This is a genomic window from Shewanella sp. 6_MG-2023 (assembly GCF_030547195.1).
Lineage (GTDB): Bacteria > Pseudomonadota > Gammaproteobacteria > Enterobacterales > Shewanellaceae > Shewanella.
On record NZ_JAUOQU010000018.1, the window covers coordinates 24,284 to 44,665 of the forward strand.

Below are 20,382 nucleotides of genomic sequence, written 5' to 3' on the forward strand. Positions count from 1 at the left end.
TTATGCCATTAACGCCGCTAAAATGAGTGCAACAGCAACACTAATTGCTAGTTCAACTGCAGCCACACCGACGTTGTGTTGTTTCTCAACTTCGTCAGTTAGGTTGATTTGAGCTAAAACTAGCTTTTTAACCACAGCAAGTAATAGCGACAACACTACCAGCATGATTATCGAGAAGGTTAACCAGCCGACGATATTCATTAAGTAAGCAGTTGGATCATAGATAATAAAGTGACTGGCCGCTTTAAAGGTAAATGCCATGGCAATCATGTAACCACTGTGACGAATCGCAACGGCTATTTGGCCTTGCTCTAGTGCTTTTTGCATTGAGGCATCTTGATTACGTTTAGCGTATTGGTGCTCACGAAAGCGAGTTAATAACACTAACATTAATTGCGAGATTAAGAAGGCGGTAAAGATAGCAATGAAAGTATCTAAGGTAATATCTTCTGCCCACATTAATACCGATCGAATGATAATTGCTGTGGCAACAGCAGCGGCGGCATCAACGATGGCAACCGACATATTACCATTGATAATTTGGCTGTTTTTATCGATTTCATTTAAGGCAATTTTGTCGTGTAGTACTCGACCAAACTTGATTAAAAGTAAGCCAAATAAGCCGTAAGCTGTCATGCCAATGGCTTCAACAATATACGAATCAGCAGCTTCACCTGTAATCGCCCCTGAAAGTACAATCCCTAATGCCAGAACGGCACCCGCAGTACTAACCCCAAAAGCAAAGTTATCACGCTCTGCGAGTTCAGCGCGGCTGTTTACTCTCACGCTCCAGCCTTGTAAGTAGCGCATTAGCGCCAGTAAGATCACCGCGATGGTCAGATCAATCGCTAAAATTATCGCTAAATCTAGGGTGAGTCCGAAGTCATTTAAAAATGTCATGGTTAGTCCTTATTTGCCTCGGCGTACACCGCGTGTGGTGCGGCTAGTTGAATTACGGAAACTGCTGTCTTTGGAATAATTTGAACGGAACTTACTTGTGCTACGTGCTGTTTTGGTTCCGGCAGTACTGGCTTTAGGTGTTGCAGTACTTTGTCTTGATAAGCTGGTTGAGCCTGTACGTGATTTCGCATACGGGCTATTAAATTGCTTACCTTGAGAATTAAAGGTTTTCTTGGTGTTCTCAAATGTACGATTTTGCGCGCTCGCCTGTTTAGGAGACGTATAACGGTAGCGACCGACATCATTGTAGTAGCTGTAACCACGATTGTTTGACCAGCGGTCATAGCGTACAGGATTCATGATGTTAGAGAACATCGAATACATGCCATACCAGGCCCAAAATGACATGCCGCTTGAATTAGTTTGCCAGCTACCATAAGCGGGGTTACCCACTAGCTGGCTTCCTGCACCAAAATCTTCGCTACCGTTGGCCATTGCTTCGGCTTCACGGCTGATGGCGTTAACCCTTGCCAGCTGTCCACCTGATAAATCAGCCACCACATTAACGGGATCGGAAAGCATGTCATTAAACAAACTTGAATCAGCTGCTTGATAAATATTTTGCGCTTCTTCGAGCTGCTGATCTAAATCAACGAAGTTGGCAGAATCGGCCAGTTCACTGGTTCTGCGTTTTAGTGATTGGTACATAGGGCCACTTGAGGTCGCATCACGCGCCAGTTCATCAAGTAGCGGCACCAGATCAGGCTTACTGTTTTTAAGTAAGCTGGTATATTGTGTCAGTAAGGTGGCATTACGAAGCTCACCTGCGTTTAGCATTGAATCGAGTTGAGTCAATCGCTGCTGTGACAGCTGCTGATATTGCGTAATTTTTTCAGGTCTGTCATCACCACAACCTGATAATGTTATGCACAAGATCAGCGCTGAAAATACTGCAAGGACACGAGGAAGCATGCCAGCCATGTGTTCTCCAAATAGTATAAAATACATATATAAATATAGTATCAAGTCGCATAGTTATATGCTTAAAACTGACTAAATATTTACATGGTTCGGTATTACTGTTGTAAAGGATATAGTAGTCTTAATCGAAGGTACAATATCGACTAGCTATTTATGCGATCGTTGATTTTATTGTATAACACACCTTGACATAATATGTCGAATTGAAATGTGTAAGTCTTAGTCATTTGCCAAAGGGATCGGATAAACATGCACAACCAAAGTAACAACGTCTTGTCTGCAGAGCTTAATGAAATTGCAGCACGTTACTGGTTAAGGCTTTGTGAAACATGGCCTGAAATCACTGAAAAACTAACCCTGTCACAACAAGCTGAATTAAAGTTAGTGTTAGGTTTGAGTGATTATATTGCCGAGCAATTGTGCCGTAATCCCCAGTGGATTGAATTGCTATTCGATGGTCAGTTAACTCAGCTCGATAGACAGTCTTTTACTGGTGAATTACACACTAATTTAGCCTCATCAAGCTCAGAAGAGCAGGTTAAAAAACAGCTACGTCAATTTCGAAACTTCCAAATGGTACGTATCGCTTGGCGAGACTTTTTAAATTATTGCGATGTTGAAGAATCACTACTGGATTTATCTAGCTTAGCCGAAGTGCTGGTAATTGGTGCTCGCGATTGGCTCTACACCGATATGTGTCAGCAAATCGGCACCCCAACAGATGAAGAGGGCAATCCACAGCCGTTACTTATTCTCGGTATGGGTAAGCTTGGTGGTCGAGAACTGAACTTTTCCTCTGATATTGATTTGATTTTTACCTTTCCTGAACATGGTGAAACCATCGGTGGTCGCCGCGCTCAAGCTAACCAGCAATTTTTTATCAAAATGGGTCAACGACTGATCAGTTTATTAGATCAAATCACCGTTGATGGCTTTGTGTTTCGGGTCGATATGCGCCTGCGTCCATACGGTGAAAGTGGCCCGTTAGTGGTCAGTTTCAGTGGTCTTGAAGATTACTATCAAGAGCAAGGTCGTGATTGGGAGCGTTACGCCATGGTTAAGGCGCGAGTACTCGGGCCTTGGACGCAATATAGTGATGACTTACATGACTTATTAAGGCCTTTTATTTATCGTCGCTATATCGATTTTTCAGCCATTGATTCGCTACGGAAAATGAAACGACTTATTGCACAAGAAGTTAGACGCAGACAGCTCACAGACAACATAAAGCTGGGAGCTGGCGGGATCCGCGAAGTTGAATTCGTGGTGCAAAGTTTTCAGCTCATACGTGGCGGACGAGAACCTTCACTGCGACAGCAAAGTTTGTTTGGCGCAATTGATACCTTATATAACTTAGGTCAGTTAGAGTACTTGGCCGTTGATGAGCTAAAACACAGCTACATTTTACTGCGCCGAGTTGAAAACCTACTTCAAGCTCTTGATGATAAGCAAACCCAAACATTGCCCGACAATGCCACTGATTGGCAGCGACTATGCTATGCCATGGGCGAGAGCGATGAGCACAGCTTGCGGGAAAAAATTGCCAATGCCATGGGCAACATTCATCGCCACTTTAAAGATACTGTCGGTGGCGAAGATGAACAGGACTCAAGCGAGCATTGGACTTGCCAGTTATGGCAAATTCATGATCAGGAAAATGCCTTAGCGTTACTTGAAGAGCATGATGTTGAAGATGATAGTTTATGGCCAAGCTTAGATGATTGGCGCAGTAATGTATTAAAACGCTCAATAGGCCCCAGGGGACGTGAAACTCTTGAAAAATTAATGCCTAAATTGTTGGATGAATTATTAGAGCAACCAGTCCCGAGCGTGGCATTAAAAGCGGTATCAGGGGTGTTAGATAAAATTTTAACCCGTACCACTTATCTTGAATTATTGTGTGAGAACCCCGGCGCCCGTCAGCAGCTCATTAGCCTTTGTTGTGCTAGCCCCTGGATTGCCGAAGAGTTAGCGAATTTTCCGATGTTACTGGATGAACTCATCGATCCGGCTCAGCTTTACGATACCACCCCGCTGGATGACTACCCAAGTGAGTTAAGGCAGTACCTATTGCGCGTTCCAGAAGATGACATGGAACAACAGATGGAAGCGTTGCGCCAGTTTAAGCTGTCACAACAGTTAAAAATTGCCGCCGCTGATATTACTGGCGTGCTACCTGTGATGGAGGTGAGCGATCACTTAAGCTACCTTGCAGAAGCCATCATTGAGCAAGTGGTATTACAAGCCTGGCATCAAATTTCCTCAAGGCACGGCATACCTGCAGGTACAAGCTCTGAGAAAATGGGCTTTGCTATTATTGGTTATGGAAAATTAGGTGGCATTGAGCTGGGATATGGCTCTGACTTAGATCTGGTTTTTTTACATAACCATCAAGGCGCAGGCGCTACAGATGGTAAAAGACCGATTGATAATGGCCATTTTTATTTAAAACTTGCGCAGCGCATTGTGCATTTATTTGCTACCCGAACCACTTCTGGAGAGTTATATGAAGTGGATATGCGCTTAAGACCTTCTGGCGCTTCAGGCTTATTGGTTAGCGAGATTGAACAGTATCGCGAATACCAGCGAGATGAGGCCTGGACATGGGAGCATCAAGCTTTGGTGCGCTCACGTTTTGTTTATGGCGATCATCGCTTAGCGGCACGTTTTAGTGAAATTCGCACAGAGGTGCTATCGCATCAGCGCCAGCTTCCTGAACTTGCGAAACAAGTTCGCGATATGCGCATTAAAATGCGCCAGCATTTATTGAAAGCATCAAACGGTAAGTTCGATTTAAAACAGAGTGCGGGTGGCATTGCCGATATTGAGTTTATGGCCCAGTATTTAGTGTTAGCCTACGCTAACAAAAATAAAGAGTTGTCCATATGGTCTGATAATGTGCGCATTTTTCAGCTATTAGCCGAGCTTGAGATTTTACCTGTGATGACTGCTCAATACCTGACTCAAACCTACTGTTGGCTACGGGATGAAAGTCATCGCCTGACTCTTCAGCGCGCTAAAGGCGAAATCGATGCAGATAAAGCCAATAACAAGGTCAGCGAAATTATTAATATTTATCAGCACATTTTAGGTGAAGAGCTATAACGTCTTGTCTAAAACCGTAGATTTTTGGTTTTGTTAGGATAACGGTGCGGGAAAATAGTGACCTGCACCGTTTTATATAAATTAAAAGCGGTGCAGCACGGCATTCACACACTGATTCAATTTGATACACCATCTTCATATAAAATTTGTCTTTCTCAGGACTAACTCACAGTCTTGTTACTGCATTATTTTACACTGATTGTTTTGAGCCACCTTAAGCGCGCATTCGTATTGATTGCTTTGTCTATTAGGTGTTTAGTGAACAGGTTTTCTTTGTAAGGATGTAGTGATGAAAAATGCCATTGATATATATGAAGCGCTAAAAGTATTTAATAAGATAACCGACATGGGGCAAAAGCTGGCCGCTGCAGATGGCGACAACTCTAGCTATGAACTATGTGGCTTAAATGCGCAAACAGGCTTTGATGGCTACACAATTATTCTTAGTGACGGCCGAACCTCTTTAACGATTTATTTCCATAATAAATATCAATTTGATTACCCAGATAATGCTGCGTTTGATAATTTTATGGCGCGTTTTGCTGAGGTGATGAAGTACTCAGTATAAACAGCACTATGTCATCAAAAAAATTTTGCGCTTTAGTTGCGCTTTGCTGCACGCTAAAGCTTACCTAAGTGCAATTAATGTTATTTTCTGTAGTTAATTCTCAAAGCTGTTAACTCGCACCATTTAACAGCTAGCGTTACAAATTAGCAGTGAGCTAATTATATACATTTAAATTTTTAAACTTGTGCAAAGGCGTAAGAAAGCTGCCCACGGCTGGATATTTTGGTTTTTTTGAACATATTCTGAATATGCATTTTTACTGTATTAATCGATATGCCTAAATTGGCAGCGATTTCATCATTGGTTAAGCCTTGGCATATCAGGGTTAATACCTGCTGCTCTTTCTTGGTCGTTAATGACAGTAATTCATTCTGGCGTTGGGTATTGGGTTGTCGTTTCTTTGATTGAATATAACGTGACATGGCATCGTGGCTGAAATAAAGCTTATTAGCATTAATGCTTTTAAGGGCTTCAATAATGTCAACTTCAGTTGCGGCCAATGGGAGTGCGCCATGGAATCCATTAGAGATAAGTAAAGTTTCACACTCAGTATCTAGTTGAGGGCAAAAGACTAAATGCTTACCTGTTGTAAGAATATCAGCTGAAATTAAATAGGCGTGTTTATGAGGGGCTTCTAAATAGTGAATAAGAAATTTTGGCCTTTTATCGGCAGCTTTACAGGCAAAGTTTAGTGAGTCATAGAAGGCGGTTTCAATATTGAGTAATCCTGAGATTTTAGATACTTGCAGGGCCTGTGGTTCTGGAAGTTGTTTAAAAATCACATCTGAAAAAATCATTTCGGCTACATCCCTGTTATTTGGGCTACTATTGAAAATCCGTTCAATAGCAAATTTATATATTAAAGACAGGCTCTTTTACTAATAGCCGATACATTAAACTATTAAGTTTTACTTTTAAAGCGAAAAGCTCGGAATTGACCTGCAATTTATGTAAAAGAAATGTTATTTGTTGTTTTAATAAAGTTAGTTTAGTATATGTCGAAAATTAATAATAAAGGAAACTGATTGGTATGAATAACAAAGGAAATGGGGTTACTTTTATTGGCCCTGATACTTCATTGGATGGAGATATGACTGTACAGGGACCTGCTTTGGTTGCCGGTAAAGTTAAAGGTGTTATTCGTTCAACAGACCAAGTTAAAATTGAAGTTGGTGGCGAAATTGACGGTGAGCTTTTTTGTCAAGAATTAAGAGTTTGTGGTGAATTTAAAGGTAAATTACATTGCAACAGTTTAGTGATTGTAAGCTCTGGTGTAGTTGAAGGTGATGTATCTAGCCATAAAATGGAAATTTATGATGGTGGTCAATTTTTAGGTGCCAGAACCAAGGGCCCTGAAGAAGGCGTATTACCCCAAGCAACTGTTGAAGATAAGCCAGAAGCACAAGTCACAGAAGCCTATGCTTTCCCAAAGACTGAAGCGCCTGTTGCAGAGGCGCCGATAGCTCAAGCTGCAAATAAGGGACATTTTAACAATCTTAAGCCAGAGCCTGTAGTAAAAACTACCGTAGCGGTTCAGGTGAAAACAGATGTTAATAAAGCCGAACCTAAGAAAGTCGATGTTAAGGCTGAACCTGCACCTGCACCTGCCACAACTCAGATTAAACCACAGACTCTTGCAGAAATTAATTCACAGACCAGTGGTAGTAGCGCTGCAACTGCAAATTCTCGAGTAGAGCCTCAAGTAAATACAGATGCTCATAATAACCCGAAGCCAGTTGCAGAACCTAAGCCTAAGTCAAAACTTGAGATTAAGCCGCAACCGAATCCTCAAGCTCAACTTGCTGCAGCAGAAGCGGCGAGAAAGGCTCAAGAGAAATCATCAGGTTCAGGTGCTAAGCTATTTGTCGCGGCTATCGCTGTTGCTGCAATTGCTGGCGCGGTTTATAAAAAAGATGAATTGACTCAATTGATTGAATCAAAGCCTGTTACAGCTTCAGTGGTGAAACCGGCAACGACGGTTATTGATATTGAACCACAGCAAATACAGCCAGCAGAAAACCAAATTGAACTTGCTAAGGCAGATGAAGTACTTGAGCCTTCAGTTAGTGTTGCGCTTACCACTGATATTGACGAGTCTGAAATTGTGACTACTGCAAATGATGCGCCTGACTCGGCAATTGAAATGCAAGCAACTGCATCAGCTGAAACAGAAGCAGAACTTGAAGTGACAGAAACTGCTTTAGCTGATGAAACTGAAGACTTGCTTGTCAGTGTGAATGAGGCTGTTGTAGCAGTTGAAGATGAAGTGGTCAGTCAGCCTCAAGTTGATAGCTTAATGGCAGATCTACTCGCTGAAGAGACGACTGATGAGGTTGCAAGTTCAGCAGAAGCAACTGACACGGTTGGCAGCTTATAAATTTTTAAAAGCTAATCTGCAAATAAAAAGGCCTTCATTAGAAGGTCTTTTTATTTATGCTTTCTTTAATGTGTTTATTTTTATATCAGTAACATCCCCCCCTTCCGCACAGCTTTTCTTTGTTCATTTTGACACTTTTTTAACTGCGTAATTCTTATTATCAAGTATTCAAATAGTTATAAACGCTTCGCTCTAATGTTGTGCGCGCCAAATTAAAGTTGCACCTTATTAGTGCATGAAAAGACTTTTTTATTTAACTTATATTTTAAAATGCTATACGAATCATGGTTTTACATGATTGGCCTGATGATTGAATTGTATTTGCAAACAAATTTATAACAATCACACTTTTGGAGGTCGAGATGAAACTCGTCAGCGCTATCATCAAGCCATTTAAATTGGATGATGTCCGTGAAGCTATTGCAAGCATGGGCATTGAAGGAATGACTGTTACCGAAGTAAAAGGTTTCGGTCGTCAAAAAGGTCACACTGAGCTATATCGTGGCGCAGAATACCAAGTCGACTTTCTTCCTAAAGTGAAGTTGGAAATTGCTACTAAAGCAGAAAACTTAGATATGTTAATTGAAGCCATTACGACAGCGGCTCATACCGGCAAGATTGGCGATGGCAAAATTTTTGTTACTGATCTTGAGCAAGCTATCCGTATCCGTACGGGTGAGCTAGATAACGAAGCACTATAAGGGGAATGTAATGGAAGAGTTAGCAACGTTAGGCACAACCGTCACCGAATTACGTTTCGCATTAGATACGTTTTATTTTCTAATATCAGGTGCGTTTGTCATGTGGATGGCAGCAGGTTTTGCAATGCTTGAGGCGGGCTTAGTTCGTTCAAAAAATACCACAGAAATTTTAACTAAAAATGTATGTTTATATTCAATCGCCTGTGTGATGTTCCTGTTAGTGGGTTACAACATCATGTATGTCGATAACACTGAAGGTGGCTGGTTACCATCATTTGGTTCATTAATTGGCTCACAAGCCGCTGATGCAGATCATGCGCTGGAGTCTGACTTCTTCTTCCAAGTTGTATTTGTTGCAACGGCAATGTCAATTGTGTCTGGTGCAGTTGCAGAGCGAATGAAGCTTTGGTCTTTCTTAATCTTTGCAGTGGTATTAACCGCGGTTATCTACCCAATTGAAGGTTACTGGACTTGGGGCGGTGGCTTCCTTTCTGCTGCTGGTTTCGTTGACTTCGCTGGTAGTGGTATTGTACATATGGCCGGTGCAGCAGCAGCTATCTCAGGAGTACTATTACTGGGTGCTCGTAAAGGTAAGTATGGCCCAAATGGTGAAGTTCATCCTATCCCAGGTTCAAACTTACCAATGGCGACATTAGGTATGTTTATCTTATGGATGGGTTGGTTTGGCTTTAACGGTGGTTCACAATTATTAGTCTCAGACGCAGAAAATGCTTCAGCAGTGGCTAAGATTTTTGTAAACACTAACTCAGCAGCCGCTTTCGGTGCAGTTTCAGCATTATTAGTTTGTAAAGTTGTCTGGGGTAAGGCTGACCTAACCATGATTTTAAATGGTGCATTAGCGGGCTTAGTGGCTATTACAGCAGACCCATTATCACCTTCACTATTAATGTCAGGTGTCATTGGTATCGTCGCTGGTGGTGTGGTTATCTTCTCAATTGTTGCCTTTGACCGCATTAAAATTGATGACCCAGTAGGTGCAATCTCTGTACATGGTGTTGCCGGTTTCCTAGGTCTAATGCTAGTACCATTATCAAATGCTGATGCAAACTTTGGTGCTCAGTTATATGGCGCAGCAGTTATCTTTGCTTGGGTATTCTCAGCTTCATTCGTAGTATGGTTTATCCTTAAAGCGACAGTGGGTATCCGTGTTACTGAAGAAGAAGAGTACAACGGTATGGATGCATCTGACTGTGGTGTTGATGCTTACCCAGAGTTTGTTTCAATCAAATCAGCTGGATAATAGATTGCTTTAAACACTGAGCATGTTAAAACTAAAAGCAGAACCTTAGGGTTCTGCTTTTTTGTGACTCTTAAAAAGTGAACAAGTGTGACGAGTGAATAAGTGCAATGAGGTTTAACATGGTTAATTACTTTCAAGTATTGATGATTGCTTTACTTATCAGTATCAGCTTTTTCGCCACTGCGGGAAAAGTGGTTGTGAGAAAGACATCTGAACCATTTGACGCTTTTGCAATACGAAATCAAGTTCAGCAGGACTATCAATGGCAGCAAATGCTCAAAATGCAGCAGCAAATTAATATTTTACAAGCTCTGCCGAATGGCTGTTTGGTATTCGCTGCGCCATACCGTTATTTTAATTGCGCCGGTAATTCCTACCGACCATACACCTATCAAAACCAAGAGGTGTTTATTCAAATTGACCCGCCAGTTGCCAAGTAATAATGAAATTCAAATATTCGCCACTGGCTTAAGCTTTTTACATTCATCTTTTGTAACTTTTTCAAAATCGCAATTCTGCCACTAACTTCTATGCTTAATGATAGGCTTTTATGTGGGGTAGAATTATGTTGCATCATGATGACGTTTCTTCGAAAAATTCATTAATAATTCAATCTTTTGGTTTTTCACGCCTTAATCTCTGTTTTTATTTACTAATATTGATTTTTATTTCAGGCTGCTCTAGCACGTCGAGTATCAATAAAGCCAAGGTTAATGTCAGTGGCTTATTTAACGATAGTTATTTTAATGAGGTAGATATTCCCGCTACAGCAGAGATTTACAATTTACCTGATGAGATAGTTACTGAAATACAGCGTGATTTTGCTCGCTCAGGTGGCGTTAACGGCCTTAAAATACCGGTAAACCTTTGGCTTGCTGAATACATCAATGCTCAAGAGGGGGGCTTTGAATATCGAGATCACTACACCCGAATGGCCAGCGTGACAGCCCTTGAGCGGGCGGGTAACTGCATGTCGCTGGTGGTACTGACAACTGCTATCGCACAGGTACTTGATGTCCCTGTAAAGTTTCAAGATATTGATGTAGAACCCATATGGGATAGAAGGGGAGGTTTTTACCTCGTAAATGGTCACGTAAATATGAAACTACTGCACCGTGACGCTCCCAATAGTATTAGTCTTCACGGTTCGGACATATTAGTGGATTTTTTGCCTGAGCGCTCAATACGCTCATACCGTGTTAAGCAAATTAATAAACAAACCTTATCTGGAATGTACTTTAATAATGTTGCAGCAGAAGCATTAGTACGCGGTGACTACGACTTAGCGTATGCATTGGTAAAACGGGCTATTGAGTTAGACCCGTATCACGTCAATAGTATTAACACTCTGGCGGTGATTTATCGTCATAAAGGATTAGATGAACGGGCAGAAAAAGCCTATCGCTATGTGCTTCAGTTAGAACCTAAAAATATCACTACCCTGTATAATCTTGCATTAATATTAGGTGAGCAAGAGCGACTAGAAGAGTGGAAACAGGTTCATAAAATTCTTGAATTAGCCCGCATTAATAACCCATTCTATTACTTTGATATGGCCCAAGAGGCGTATTTTGAAAAGCAATATCAAGAAGCCTTAGTGTGGTACAAACGTGCGGTTGAACGGGCGGATTACCGCCATGAGTTTTATTTTGGTTTGTCCCGTGCCTACTGGGCAACAGGCGATCAAAGACGTGCCAAGAAAACCATGCAAAAGGCGCTAGATCTTAGCCATGATGAGACCAATCAAGATCGTTATAAAGGTAAGCTGCAAGCTATGATGCGCCATTAATATAATAAGGCCTAGTTACTTTAGCCACTTACAGCGTGTTAGCTGCAAGTGGTTTTTTATTGCTTGATATATTTTGATAGCAATAATCGAAGGAACAGACTCAAGATTAAAGCGAATTGAATTGAAGATAATTTTAGAAATGAATGAATTTATTAGATATTTTATATTTTGAATATGAAAGCTATTTAATAACAGTAATTTAAATTGAATAATTTGATAAAACCGTAGATTGGATGTTTTATTGTATGCTAGTGTTTGAAATATAAAGCTGTCCGTAATGCTTTACTGCTCAACGTTTAACGTTGGCATAAATAACTGTTTGCTGGAGTTGTATAAACTATGTATTACAAAAATGATGACGTTAGAATTGATGAGATAAAAGAATTATTGCCCCCAATTGCTATTTTAGAGCGATTTCCGGCGTCAGAAGCAGCATCAGCAACAGTGTTTAATGCACGAGATAGCATTCATAGAATTTTAAACAAACAAGATGATCGCTTACTTGTTGTTATTGGCCCTTGTTCAATACATGATCCCGTCGCAGCTTTAGATTATGGCAAGCGTTTAATTGCTCTACGTGAGCAATTTAAAGATCAACTAGAAATTGTAATGCGTGTTTACTTCGAAAAGCCTCGTACTACGGTAGGTTGGAAAGGGCTGATCAATGATCCTTACATGGACAATAGCTTTAAGCTTAATGACGGCCTACGAACAGCGCGTAAATTATTGGTCGATTTGAATGAATCTGGCATACCAGCCGCCGGTGAGTTTCTTGATATGATCACGCCGCAATATGTGGCAGATATGATGTGTTGGGGAGCCATCGGTGCCCGTACTACAGAGTCACAAGTGCACCGTGAGCTTGCTTCAGGTTTATCGAGCCCTGTAGGCTTTAAAAATGGTACTGATGGCACCATTAAAGTGGCGATTGACGCGATTGGTGCAGCAAGTGCTCCGCACCACTTTTTGTCAGTCACCAAGTTTGGTCACTCAGCTATTGTATCCACGAAAGGTAATCCAGATTGCCATATTATTCTGCGCGGCGGTAAAGAGCCTAATTATAGCCAACCTCATGTTAGTGCTATTGAAACTCAATTAGAGAACGCCAAATTGCCTGCTAACATTATGATTGATTTTAGCCACGCTAACAGCAGTAAAGACTTTAATAAACAGATGCTAGTGGCTGAAGATGTTGCTGGGCAAATTAGCCAAGGCAATCACAATATTTTTGGGGTGATGGTTGAAAGCAACATTGAAGAAGGCCGCCAAGATCTCGTGGTCGGCAAGGAGTTGTGTTACGGCCAAAGCATAACTGATGCATGTATTGGCTGGAGTGATACTGAAAAGCTATTAGCCACGTTAAATCAAAGCGTATTAAATCGCCGCGGCTAACAGTGCTGCTTGTCTCCAATAATTAAGGCGCTTTTTAGCGCCTTAATTATTGCTATTAGCTAAATATTCATTGGCTTTTGCAAGGCTACCAAAAGCAGAAATAAGATTATTTCTTCCCTTATCCTGAAGCTCAGGGTTACCAGACTCAATCATCATCCACACCCAAGTTTGAATTAATTGCATTGGTGGAGCCTGCGTTTTTGCTGCGTCTAACATATTGCGTCCTTTGAACTGGGAATAAAGGTGAATGATTAATGGAAATCGCTAACAAGTAACGAGTAAAGAGTAGCAAATTCTTTTTCGTTGCAGAACTGTAAACCAAGCTGATTTTGCAATATTTTGTGTTTTTTTGCTAAAAAATAACCTTTGATACTAGCAAATGATAATATCTGTAAGTCTAAAGTGCTATTAGCGTCGATATTAAACGCTATGATGATTTAATTTTGGCTGCTTAAAACAAATTCTTTAGTCTTGCTCAAATCAAGTCACACTAAATTGGCGACTAAGTGTTAACTTAGTGTGGTGGCAAAAGTAAAAGCTAGTTTCGAAATAAACATTCTTAAATTTAATCATTGGTGGTAATGAATGAGACCGTCGGCGTATTTTGATGGACCAGTAGGCAAGCTTAATTGGAAAGTCGTTGGGTTATTAGTGCCCTACTTATTTGAGTTTAAAGGTCGCATCTTTTTGGCGATGTTGTGTTTGGTCATTGCCAAACTTGCTAGTGTTGGTTTGCCATTTATTTTAAAAGACTTAGTCGACAGTTTAGATGGCCAACGCACCGCAGCTATTGTTGCTGTGCCTATTGCATTAGTGCTTGCATATGGCGGGGTGCGCTTTTTAAATGTAGTCATTGGCGAAATTCGTGACACCTTGTTTGGTCGGGTGACTGAAAGAGCCATTCGCCGTTTAGGCTTGAGCGTATTTGAGCATTTGCACCGCCTAGATCTTGATTTTCATTTAGACAGACGAACCGGCGGGTTATCAAGAGATATTGAGCGCGGCACCAGTGGTGTGAGTTTTCTGATGCGCTTTATGGTGTTCAATATTGTGCCGACATTATTAGAAATTGCTTTAGTGGTTGGCATTTTCCTTTATAACTACGGTGTTGGCTTTGCGCTTATTACCTTGGTTGCCGTGGTTGCTTATATTGGTTATTCAATTGTGGCCACTGAGTGGCGTACCGGCTATGTTAGGGATGCTGCAAGGGCTGACTCTTTATCGAATACTCGTGCCATCGACAGCTTATTAAATTATGAAACAGTTAAATACTTTAATAATGAGCAATATGAGTCAAATCGCTATGATTCTGCACTAGAGCAGTGGGAGGTCGCAAAACGTAAAAACCGTCTATCATTATTTGCTTTAAATGCGGGCCAAGCGTTAATCATCGCTGTGGCGATGACGGCGATGATGTGGCTAGCCGCTTCAGAAGTTACCGCAGGTAATATGAGCTTAGGTGATTTTGTATTAATTAATGCTTTTATGATGCAGCTGTTTATCCCGTTAAATTTCTTGGGTTTTGTGTATCGTGAAATACGCGGGGCACTGGCTAATATTGAGCGGATGTTTGATTTATTGGATAAAGTGCCCAGCATTAATGATAAAGCGAATGCCACAGATATCTCGCCAACGATTGGCGCGTTGTCATTTCATGATGTGAACTTTAATTACGATAACAGACCCATTCTTAAAGGGGTGAGCTTCACTGTACCAGCGGGACAAAAAGTCGCAGTGGTGGGTGAAAGCGGCGCCGGAAAATCCACTTTAATAAAACTGTTGTTTCGCTTTTATGATGTAAACTCTGGCGCTATTAGTATCGATGGCACAGATGTTAGAGGCCTATCGCAACAAGCGCTGCGGCAATCTATTGCAATCGTCCCTCAAGATACTGTTTTGTTTAACGATAGCATTTTTCAAAATATCCAATATGGTCGCCCTGATGCGACTGAAGCTGAAGTTAAAAGTGCAGTAGCGCTGGCGAATTTAACTGAGTTTATTGAGTCATTACCACAGCGCTGGGATACTAAAGTCGGCGAGCGCGGTCTTAAACTTTCTGGCGGAGAAAAGCAGCGCGTTTCCATTGCCAGAGCAATATTAAAAGCTGCGCCGATACTAGTCTTTGATGAAGCGACATCATCTTTGGACAGTAAATCAGAGCAAGCAATATTAACGGCGATAAAAGATGCTGCTAAAGGTCATACGAGTTTGGTGGTGGCACATCGATTATCCACCATTATTGATGCCGATAAAATTGTGGTACTTAAAGATGGAATGGTGGCTGAACAAGGGACCCATAACACCTTGTTAGCGCTTAATGGGGTCTATGCCAAACTATGGAAAATTCAAAATGAGCAGGCGCTCTCCCTCTGATAAGTGGCTGTTAGCAGTTTTATCTCTTTGATAGTGGCGTTTTTGTGTATAATTAGTATTAATTGCCTTGAAAGGATTGAGTTCGTATAGGTAAGTAGGAAGTTAGTTGGTAATTAAATCTAGGTATGGAGGTCGTGGGTGCAAAACATTTCTTTAATAGCAGCCTTAGAAGGTACACAACATAAAGTGACTACTGATTGGTTTGCAATTATGGCAACGCTTGAAAATCGAGAAATGAATCAAGATGAACTACAAACTGTTTATGATGAGTTGTGCGCAGGATTGATTGTTACCACTCGCGGTTTAACCTTGGCTAAAATCAATGACAATAACAGTGAAGATAGTTTACTAAAAGCCGATGATAGTGCCGAAGATGTTTTTATTTAAATCACCGACTAGTCATGTTTAGCTGCGAATATAGTAGCTAAATAGCCATCAAGCTTAAATTACCACAAGTTTCCAAGCCAGAAAAAGCAATCTAATTGCTTTTTCTGCTAACTATAATCTGTTATTGACCTTTGGTGGATTTAGCCTATTAAGGGAATGCTTTTAGCGCTCACCACTGTTATAGCAAAGACTTAAATAGTGCGATTTATTAACGGCTTATTAAGCGTTTTTAGACCAACTATTACAAACCATTTTAATGATTGACTCTGCGTTAGCATCAAGGGTTAATCGTCTGATTTCGCCTTGGTTAAAACAGATTTTCTCACCTTCAATTTCTGACATCCTTTCGCAGTTATTACAGGTTAATGATATTGTCTTTGCAGACATCATTGGCGTCATTAATGAATGTGATACTTTCAAATGTAAACCCTTTTGATAAAAGCTTGCTCTAAGTCACGATTTTACACCTAAATGGGGCTTAGTTCAAAATTAGAACTGGCCAATTAATTAGCGATAAGTCTAATAGCTATAATACGGCTACTGGTATAAGTGCTGCGGATCATGTGCGTCCAAATCAGTATTGCCGATAAAACTTATCTAATGAAATAGATACGCCACTGTCAGTGACTATTCTCGTATGATGGCGGGTCAATTGTCTTGGCTCACTCACCCCACAAGAATGAGCAATAACCTTTAAATCATAATGCAGTGAGCGATTGTAGCTTGCCACTCTTGCCGACTTATTGCGCGGATCTAAGCCTTGCTGTAATTTTTTGTTATGGGTCGTGATACCCGTTGGACAGGTGTCTTTGTTGCATTGCAATGCTTGAATGCAGCCTAAAGCAAACATATTACCTCTCGCTGAGGCAATAAAGTCTGCCCCCGTTGCCAGTGCCCACGCCACTTGCGAGGGCAGCACCATTTTACCGCTGGCAATAATTTTTATGCGTTGTTTGAGGCCTTTGTGTTTTAACAGGTTAACTAAAATTGGCAGGCTTTCTTTAAGCGGTAAACCCACATGGTCCATTAATGCCTGCGGCGCAGCGCCAGTGCCGCCTTCTGAGCTGTCTAAAGTAAAAAAATCCGGCGCGTGTTCAATGCCTCGTAGCAGTATTTCTTCACATAAATTAATGAGCCATTGCTCGTCTCCAACGACGGCTTTGATACCTGTGGGTTTACCGGTGATATTACGGATATGCGCGACCATATCCAGAATATCGCCGACCTGATTAAATTCAGGATGGCCATTGGGGCTTATTGAGTCTTCCCCAACAGGAATGCCTCTAATGGCGGCGATCTCACTGGTGACCTTAAGGCCAGGTAGGATCCCGCCTTTACCGGGTTTTGCGCCTTGGCTTAACTTAATCTCAAACATTTTTACCTGATCATGGGCTGCGATTTGCTCAAGTTTTTGATCATCCAATAACCCTTGCTCATTACGTACACCATATTTGGCGGTACCAATTTGAAATACTAAGTCACAGTTACCTTTAAGGTGATGTTCACTTAATCCGCCTTCGCCAGTATTTAACCAGCAACCCGCTTGGGCCGCGCCATGGGATAGCGCAGTAATCGCTGGGCGCGAGAGCGCACCAAAACTCATCGCAGATATATGGCATACTTTCGCTGTCGCATAGGGATGAGTACAGTTTGTACCAATGGTGATGACAGCGTCATTATGTTCATCAGAATCGTATTTAGGAAAGGCCGCATTTAAAAACATAATGCTGCCAGTTTTATCGTGGCTTTGGGTTGAGCCAAAGGCAATGGTGCGGTTTATGCCTTTGGCAGCGCGATAAACCCAACTGCGTTCGGCGCGATTAAAGGGCAATTCTTCTCGATCTTGGGCAAAAAAATACTGCCTGAAAAATTCACCCTGTTTTTCAAATAAGTATCTAAATCTGCCAATAACTGGATAGTTATGCCTAATCGCTTGCTTGGTTTGTAATTTATCTGCGAGATACATATAAATTATCGCGATAAAGAACAGTGCGATAAACGCAAGAAATAATCCCGTAAAAACTTCTAATCCCCAAATAAACCAATTCTTCTGCATTTTTGTTCCTTAAAAATGATCTGTTTGATGCAAATTTGACGCTAGCCTGTGATTATCTGCGTTTATTTTAACCAGATATGCAGATTTATGACTATCCTCAGTATGGCTGATGGGGGATATTTATGACAAAAAATTTGACCTTGTTCTAGCTAAGTATAAGTAAGCGATAGAGTTTGATTGCTATTAAAACAGTTTTACCCAGCTATTGCCGAAGGCGTTGATCAAACCTATAGTTTAATACAGTAAGGTCTAGCCAAATGTTGTTTAAAGACCCTGCCAGTAGATAAATAGCAGATCTAAAATCAAGGAATTACCCTATGTGGACAACTGGTACTGTAATTGAACGTATAGATTGGAATGACAAGTTGTTTTCGCTGCGTATTCGCGCCGATGTTGAGCCATTTATTGCCGGTCAGTTTATTAAACTGAGTCAGATGCGTGACGATAAGCGCATTGCTAGAGCCTACTCTATCGTTAACCCACCCGGTAAAGATTATGTCGAAGTGCTGGCCGTCGCTGTTGAAGATGGTCAGTTATCTCCAGATTTACAGGCACTTAAAATTGGCGATAACATCGAAGTAACCACCAAGGCATCAGGCTTTATGACTTTAGATGAAATCCCCTCAGGGGCACTTCAAGGCCCTGATTTGTGGTTTTTGGCAACTGGCACTGCCGTGGGGCCTTTTATATCGATTATGGAAACAGCAGAGCCGTGGCAACGGTTTGAAAAAGTGGTGCTGGTGTACGGTGTGCGGATGATTGCAGACTTGGCTTATTTACCCCAATTACAAGCGCTGCAGCAACAATATCCCGAAAAATTTGAACTGATACCTATTGTCACTCGTGAAGAATATAAAGACGGCTTATCTTGTCGTATCCCTGATGGGTTAAGTAGCGGTCTCATTGAACAAGCGGCTGGAGTTACCTTGTCGCAAGATAACTCACAAGTACTTATTTGTGGTAATCCAGGAATGATTTCTGATGCGCAAACGGTACTAATAGAAAAGGGGTTAGTGAAGAATCTACGTCGAGCACCAGGGCAAATTACCGTCGAAAAATATTGGTAGCCTGCTTTTAAATAGACTTTCGTTAGCGAGTAACTAGCGAGCTGTAGCTTGTTAGTATTTCGGCAGTAACATTGCTGTAACTCGCATTATCAATGGCTAAACTGTTTATTCGCTTGCTGCGAAAAGCGCAGAAGCTGTAATTAATGCAGTACATTTAAAAAATATATTTTAATCTTAGTTAGCTTATATCCTTAAACAATACTTGCTCCTTAGATAGTGATCTATTACCCTTATCGCAATTGATAACTGTTATCATTTCTATAAGCAGTTACTCGTTAGTATTATGAAAGTCCCCCTGTACGGGGCCATTATGCTGATAAAAAGTAACGCAACGCCAAGGAGAATTTGGAATGAAGTCGTTTAAGCGTCTGGCACTGTTAGGATTAGCAGCAGTATCGTCACTAAGTTCAATTTCAGCAACCGCTGCTGAAGATCTTACTATCTATTCTTATCGTCAAGCTTTTCTAGTAGAACCCATTTTAGCGCAATTTACCGAACAGACTGGCATCAAGGTGAATGTGGTTTTTGCCAAAGATGGCATCGCTGAGCGTATTGCTCGTGAAGGGCGCTTATCTCCTGCAGATCTAGTGTTAACCTCTGACTTTTCTCGTTTAATGGAACTCGTTGATAAAAAATTAGTTGTTGATGTGAATAGCGAGACTTTAAATCACAATATCCCGGCCCAATACCGCTCACCGAGTAACGATTGGTACGCATTAACCATGCGGGTACGTAATGTTTATTCTTCAAAAGAGCGTTTAGGTAAGCTAGATATTAATTATGAAGATTTAGCCTCTGAGCAATATAAAGGCAAAATCTGTACTCGTAGTTTCAAGCACCCTTATAACATTGCCCTGGTTGCTTCAATGATTGCCCATCACGGTGAAGCTGAAACCAAAACGTGGTTAGAAGGGCTTAAAGCCAATTTAGCTCGTAAACCACAAGGCAATGATCGCGCGCAAGTTAAAGCGGTAAACGAAGGTTTATGTGATATCGCCTTAGGTAACAGTTATTACTTTGGTAAGATGATTAAGGACCCTAAGCAAAAAAGCTGGGCTGAATCAGTGGAAATCAACTTCCCTAACCAAGATAACCGCGGTGCCCATATAAATGTTTCAGGTATGGCACTAGCTAAGTTTGCCCCAAACAAAGATAATGCTATAAAATTGATGGAATTTTTATCATCTAATGTAGCTCAAAGTCTTTACGCAGAAGTCAATATGGAATATCCGGTAAAAGCCGATGTTGCCCCTTCTGACATGGTAGCCTCTTGGGGGGACTTCAATGCAGATAGTCTTCCAATCTTTAAGCTAGCAGAAAACCATCAAGCGGCAGTGAAGCTAATTGATGAAGTAAAATTTGATCTGTAAGGATGCTTTATTTCGCCGCGTTAACCGATAACGCGGCATAGACTGGAAAGTATTT

General features: G+C 41.2%; 18 protein-coding genes. 12 read left to right on the top strand and 6 right to left on the bottom strand.

The annotated features are described in order from the left end of the window. Both Q4533_RS11840 and Q4533_RS11845 read right to left on the bottom strand, forming a co-directional pair. Entirely contained in the window at nt 1–900 is a 900-nt protein-coding gene (locus Q4533_RS11840; RefSeq protein WP_102438553.1) for a DUF350 domain-containing protein, read from the bottom strand. Nucleotides 901–909: 9 nt separating this feature from the next. Next, nucleotides 910–1,881 (bottom strand): hypothetical protein, encoded by a 972-nt coding sequence (locus Q4533_RS11845; protein ID WP_102438551.1) that lies wholly within the window; start codon nt 1,879–1,881, stop codon nt 910–912. A gap of 249 nt (nt 1,882–2,130) precedes the next feature. On the opposite strand from Q4533_RS11845, the gene glnE reads away from it, so the two are divergent. Next, nucleotides 2,131–4,986, top strand: a complete 2,856-nt coding sequence (gene glnE / locus Q4533_RS11850) for a bifunctional [glutamate--ammonia ligase]-adenylyl-L-tyrosine phosphorylase/[glutamate--ammonia-ligase] adenylyltransferase (protein ID WP_303502796.1) — start codon at nt 2,131–2,133, stop codon at nt 4,984–4,986. 289 nt (nt 4,987–5,275) lie between these two features. Then, nucleotides 5,276–5,554 carry a DUF3081 family protein gene (locus Q4533_RS11855; protein ID WP_102438547.1) on the top strand — a complete coding sequence of 93 codons (279 nt, stop codon included), beginning with the start codon at nt 5,276–5,278 and terminating at the stop codon, nt 5,552–5,554. A 176-nt stretch (nt 5,555–5,730) separates the two neighbouring features. On the opposite strand, the gene Q4533_RS11860 is transcribed toward Q4533_RS11855, so the two are convergent. Next, nucleotides 5,731–6,351: a response regulator transcription factor gene (locus Q4533_RS11860; protein ID WP_303410291.1), complete on the bottom strand. Its 621-nt coding sequence runs from the start codon at nt 6,349–6,351 to the stop codon at nt 5,731–5,733. A gap of 233 nt (nt 6,352–6,584) precedes the next feature. Here Q4533_RS11860 and Q4533_RS11865 point away from each other — a divergent pair, with 233 nt between their 5' ends. The 6 genes from Q4533_RS11865 (at nt 6,585) to aroG (ending at nt 13,074) form a co-directional block, all read left to right on the top strand. Further along, nucleotides 6,585–7,931: a polymer-forming cytoskeletal protein gene (locus Q4533_RS11865; RefSeq protein ID WP_303502797.1), complete on the top strand. Its 1,347-nt coding sequence runs from the start codon at nt 6,585–6,587 to the stop codon at nt 7,929–7,931. Between the two features lie 362 nt (nt 7,932–8,293). Further along, on the top strand, nt 8,294–8,632 hold the full coding sequence (locus tag Q4533_RS11870) for a P-II family nitrogen regulator (RefSeq protein ID WP_076539720.1): 339 nt from the start codon (nt 8,294–8,296) through the stop codon (nt 8,630–8,632). Nucleotides 8,633–8,642: 10 nt separating this feature from the next. Further along, nucleotides 8,643–9,893 (top strand): ammonium transporter, encoded by a 1,251-nt coding sequence (locus Q4533_RS11875; RefSeq protein WP_102438541.1) that lies wholly within the window; start codon nt 8,643–8,645, stop codon nt 9,891–9,893. 119 nt (nt 9,894–10,012) lie between these two features. Next, nucleotides 10,013–10,333: a hypothetical protein gene (locus tag Q4533_RS11880; RefSeq protein WP_241900972.1), complete on the top strand. Its 321-nt coding sequence runs from the start codon at nt 10,013–10,015 to the stop codon at nt 10,331–10,333. Nucleotides 10,334–10,443: 110 nt separating this feature from the next. After that, nucleotides 10,444–11,682, top strand: a complete 1,239-nt coding sequence (locus tag Q4533_RS11885) for a lipopolysaccharide assembly protein LapB (protein WP_241900971.1) — start codon at nt 10,444–10,446, stop codon at nt 11,680–11,682. A 339-nt stretch (nt 11,683–12,021) separates the two neighbouring features. Continuing rightward, the gene (aroG, locus tag Q4533_RS11890) at nt 12,022–13,074 is read left to right on the top strand and encodes a 3-deoxy-7-phosphoheptulonate synthase AroG (protein WP_102438539.1); all 1,053 of its coding nucleotides are present in this window, start codon (nt 12,022–12,024) and stop codon (nt 13,072–13,074) included. Nucleotides 13,075–13,116: 42 nt separating this feature from the next. Here aroG and Q4533_RS11895 read toward each other — a convergent pair whose 3' ends face one another. Then, entirely contained in the window at nt 13,117–13,290 is a 174-nt protein-coding gene (locus tag Q4533_RS11895) for a hypothetical protein (protein WP_102438537.1), read from the bottom strand. Nucleotides 13,291–13,659: 369 nt separating this feature from the next. Here Q4533_RS11895 and Q4533_RS11900 point away from each other — a divergent pair, with 369 nt between their 5' ends. Together Q4533_RS11900 and Q4533_RS11905 are read left to right on the top strand one after the other, a co-directional pair. Continuing rightward, nucleotides 13,660–15,447 carry an ABC transporter ATP-binding protein/permease gene (locus Q4533_RS11900; RefSeq protein WP_102475321.1) on the top strand — a complete coding sequence of 596 codons (1,788 nt, stop codon included), beginning with the start codon at nt 13,660–13,662 and terminating at the stop codon, nt 15,445–15,447. Nucleotides 15,448–15,585: 138 nt separating this feature from the next. After that, entirely contained in the window at nt 15,586–15,834 is a 249-nt protein-coding gene (locus Q4533_RS11905) for a hypothetical protein (protein ID WP_102438533.1), read from the top strand. Between the two features lie 219 nt (nt 15,835–16,053). Here the strand turns inward: Q4533_RS11905 and Q4533_RS11910 are convergent, their stop codons facing one another. Together Q4533_RS11910 and Q4533_RS11915 are read right to left on the bottom strand one after the other, a co-directional pair. Then, the gene (locus Q4533_RS11910) at nt 16,054–16,254 is read right to left on the bottom strand and encodes a hypothetical protein (protein ID WP_241900970.1); all 201 of its coding nucleotides are present in this window, start codon (nt 16,252–16,254) and stop codon (nt 16,054–16,056) included. 154 nt (nt 16,255–16,408) lie between these two features. After that, nucleotides 16,409–17,890: an FMN-binding glutamate synthase family protein gene (locus Q4533_RS11915; RefSeq protein WP_303502798.1), complete on the bottom strand. Its 1,482-nt coding sequence runs from the start codon at nt 17,888–17,890 to the stop codon at nt 16,409–16,411. 317 nt (nt 17,891–18,207) lie between these two features. Between Q4533_RS11915 and Q4533_RS11920 the strand changes: the two genes are divergently transcribed. Then, the gene (locus tag Q4533_RS11920) at nt 18,208–18,957 is read left to right on the top strand and encodes a ferredoxin--NADP reductase (protein WP_102438527.1); all 750 of its coding nucleotides are present in this window, start codon (nt 18,208–18,210) and stop codon (nt 18,955–18,957) included. A gap of 350 nt (nt 18,958–19,307) precedes the next feature. Beyond that, on the top strand, nt 19,308–20,327 hold the full coding sequence (locus tag Q4533_RS11925; RefSeq protein WP_102438525.1) for a Fe(3+) ABC transporter substrate-binding protein: 1,020 nt from the start codon (nt 19,308–19,310) through the stop codon (nt 20,325–20,327). Nucleotides 20,328–20,382: the final 55 nt, after the last annotated feature.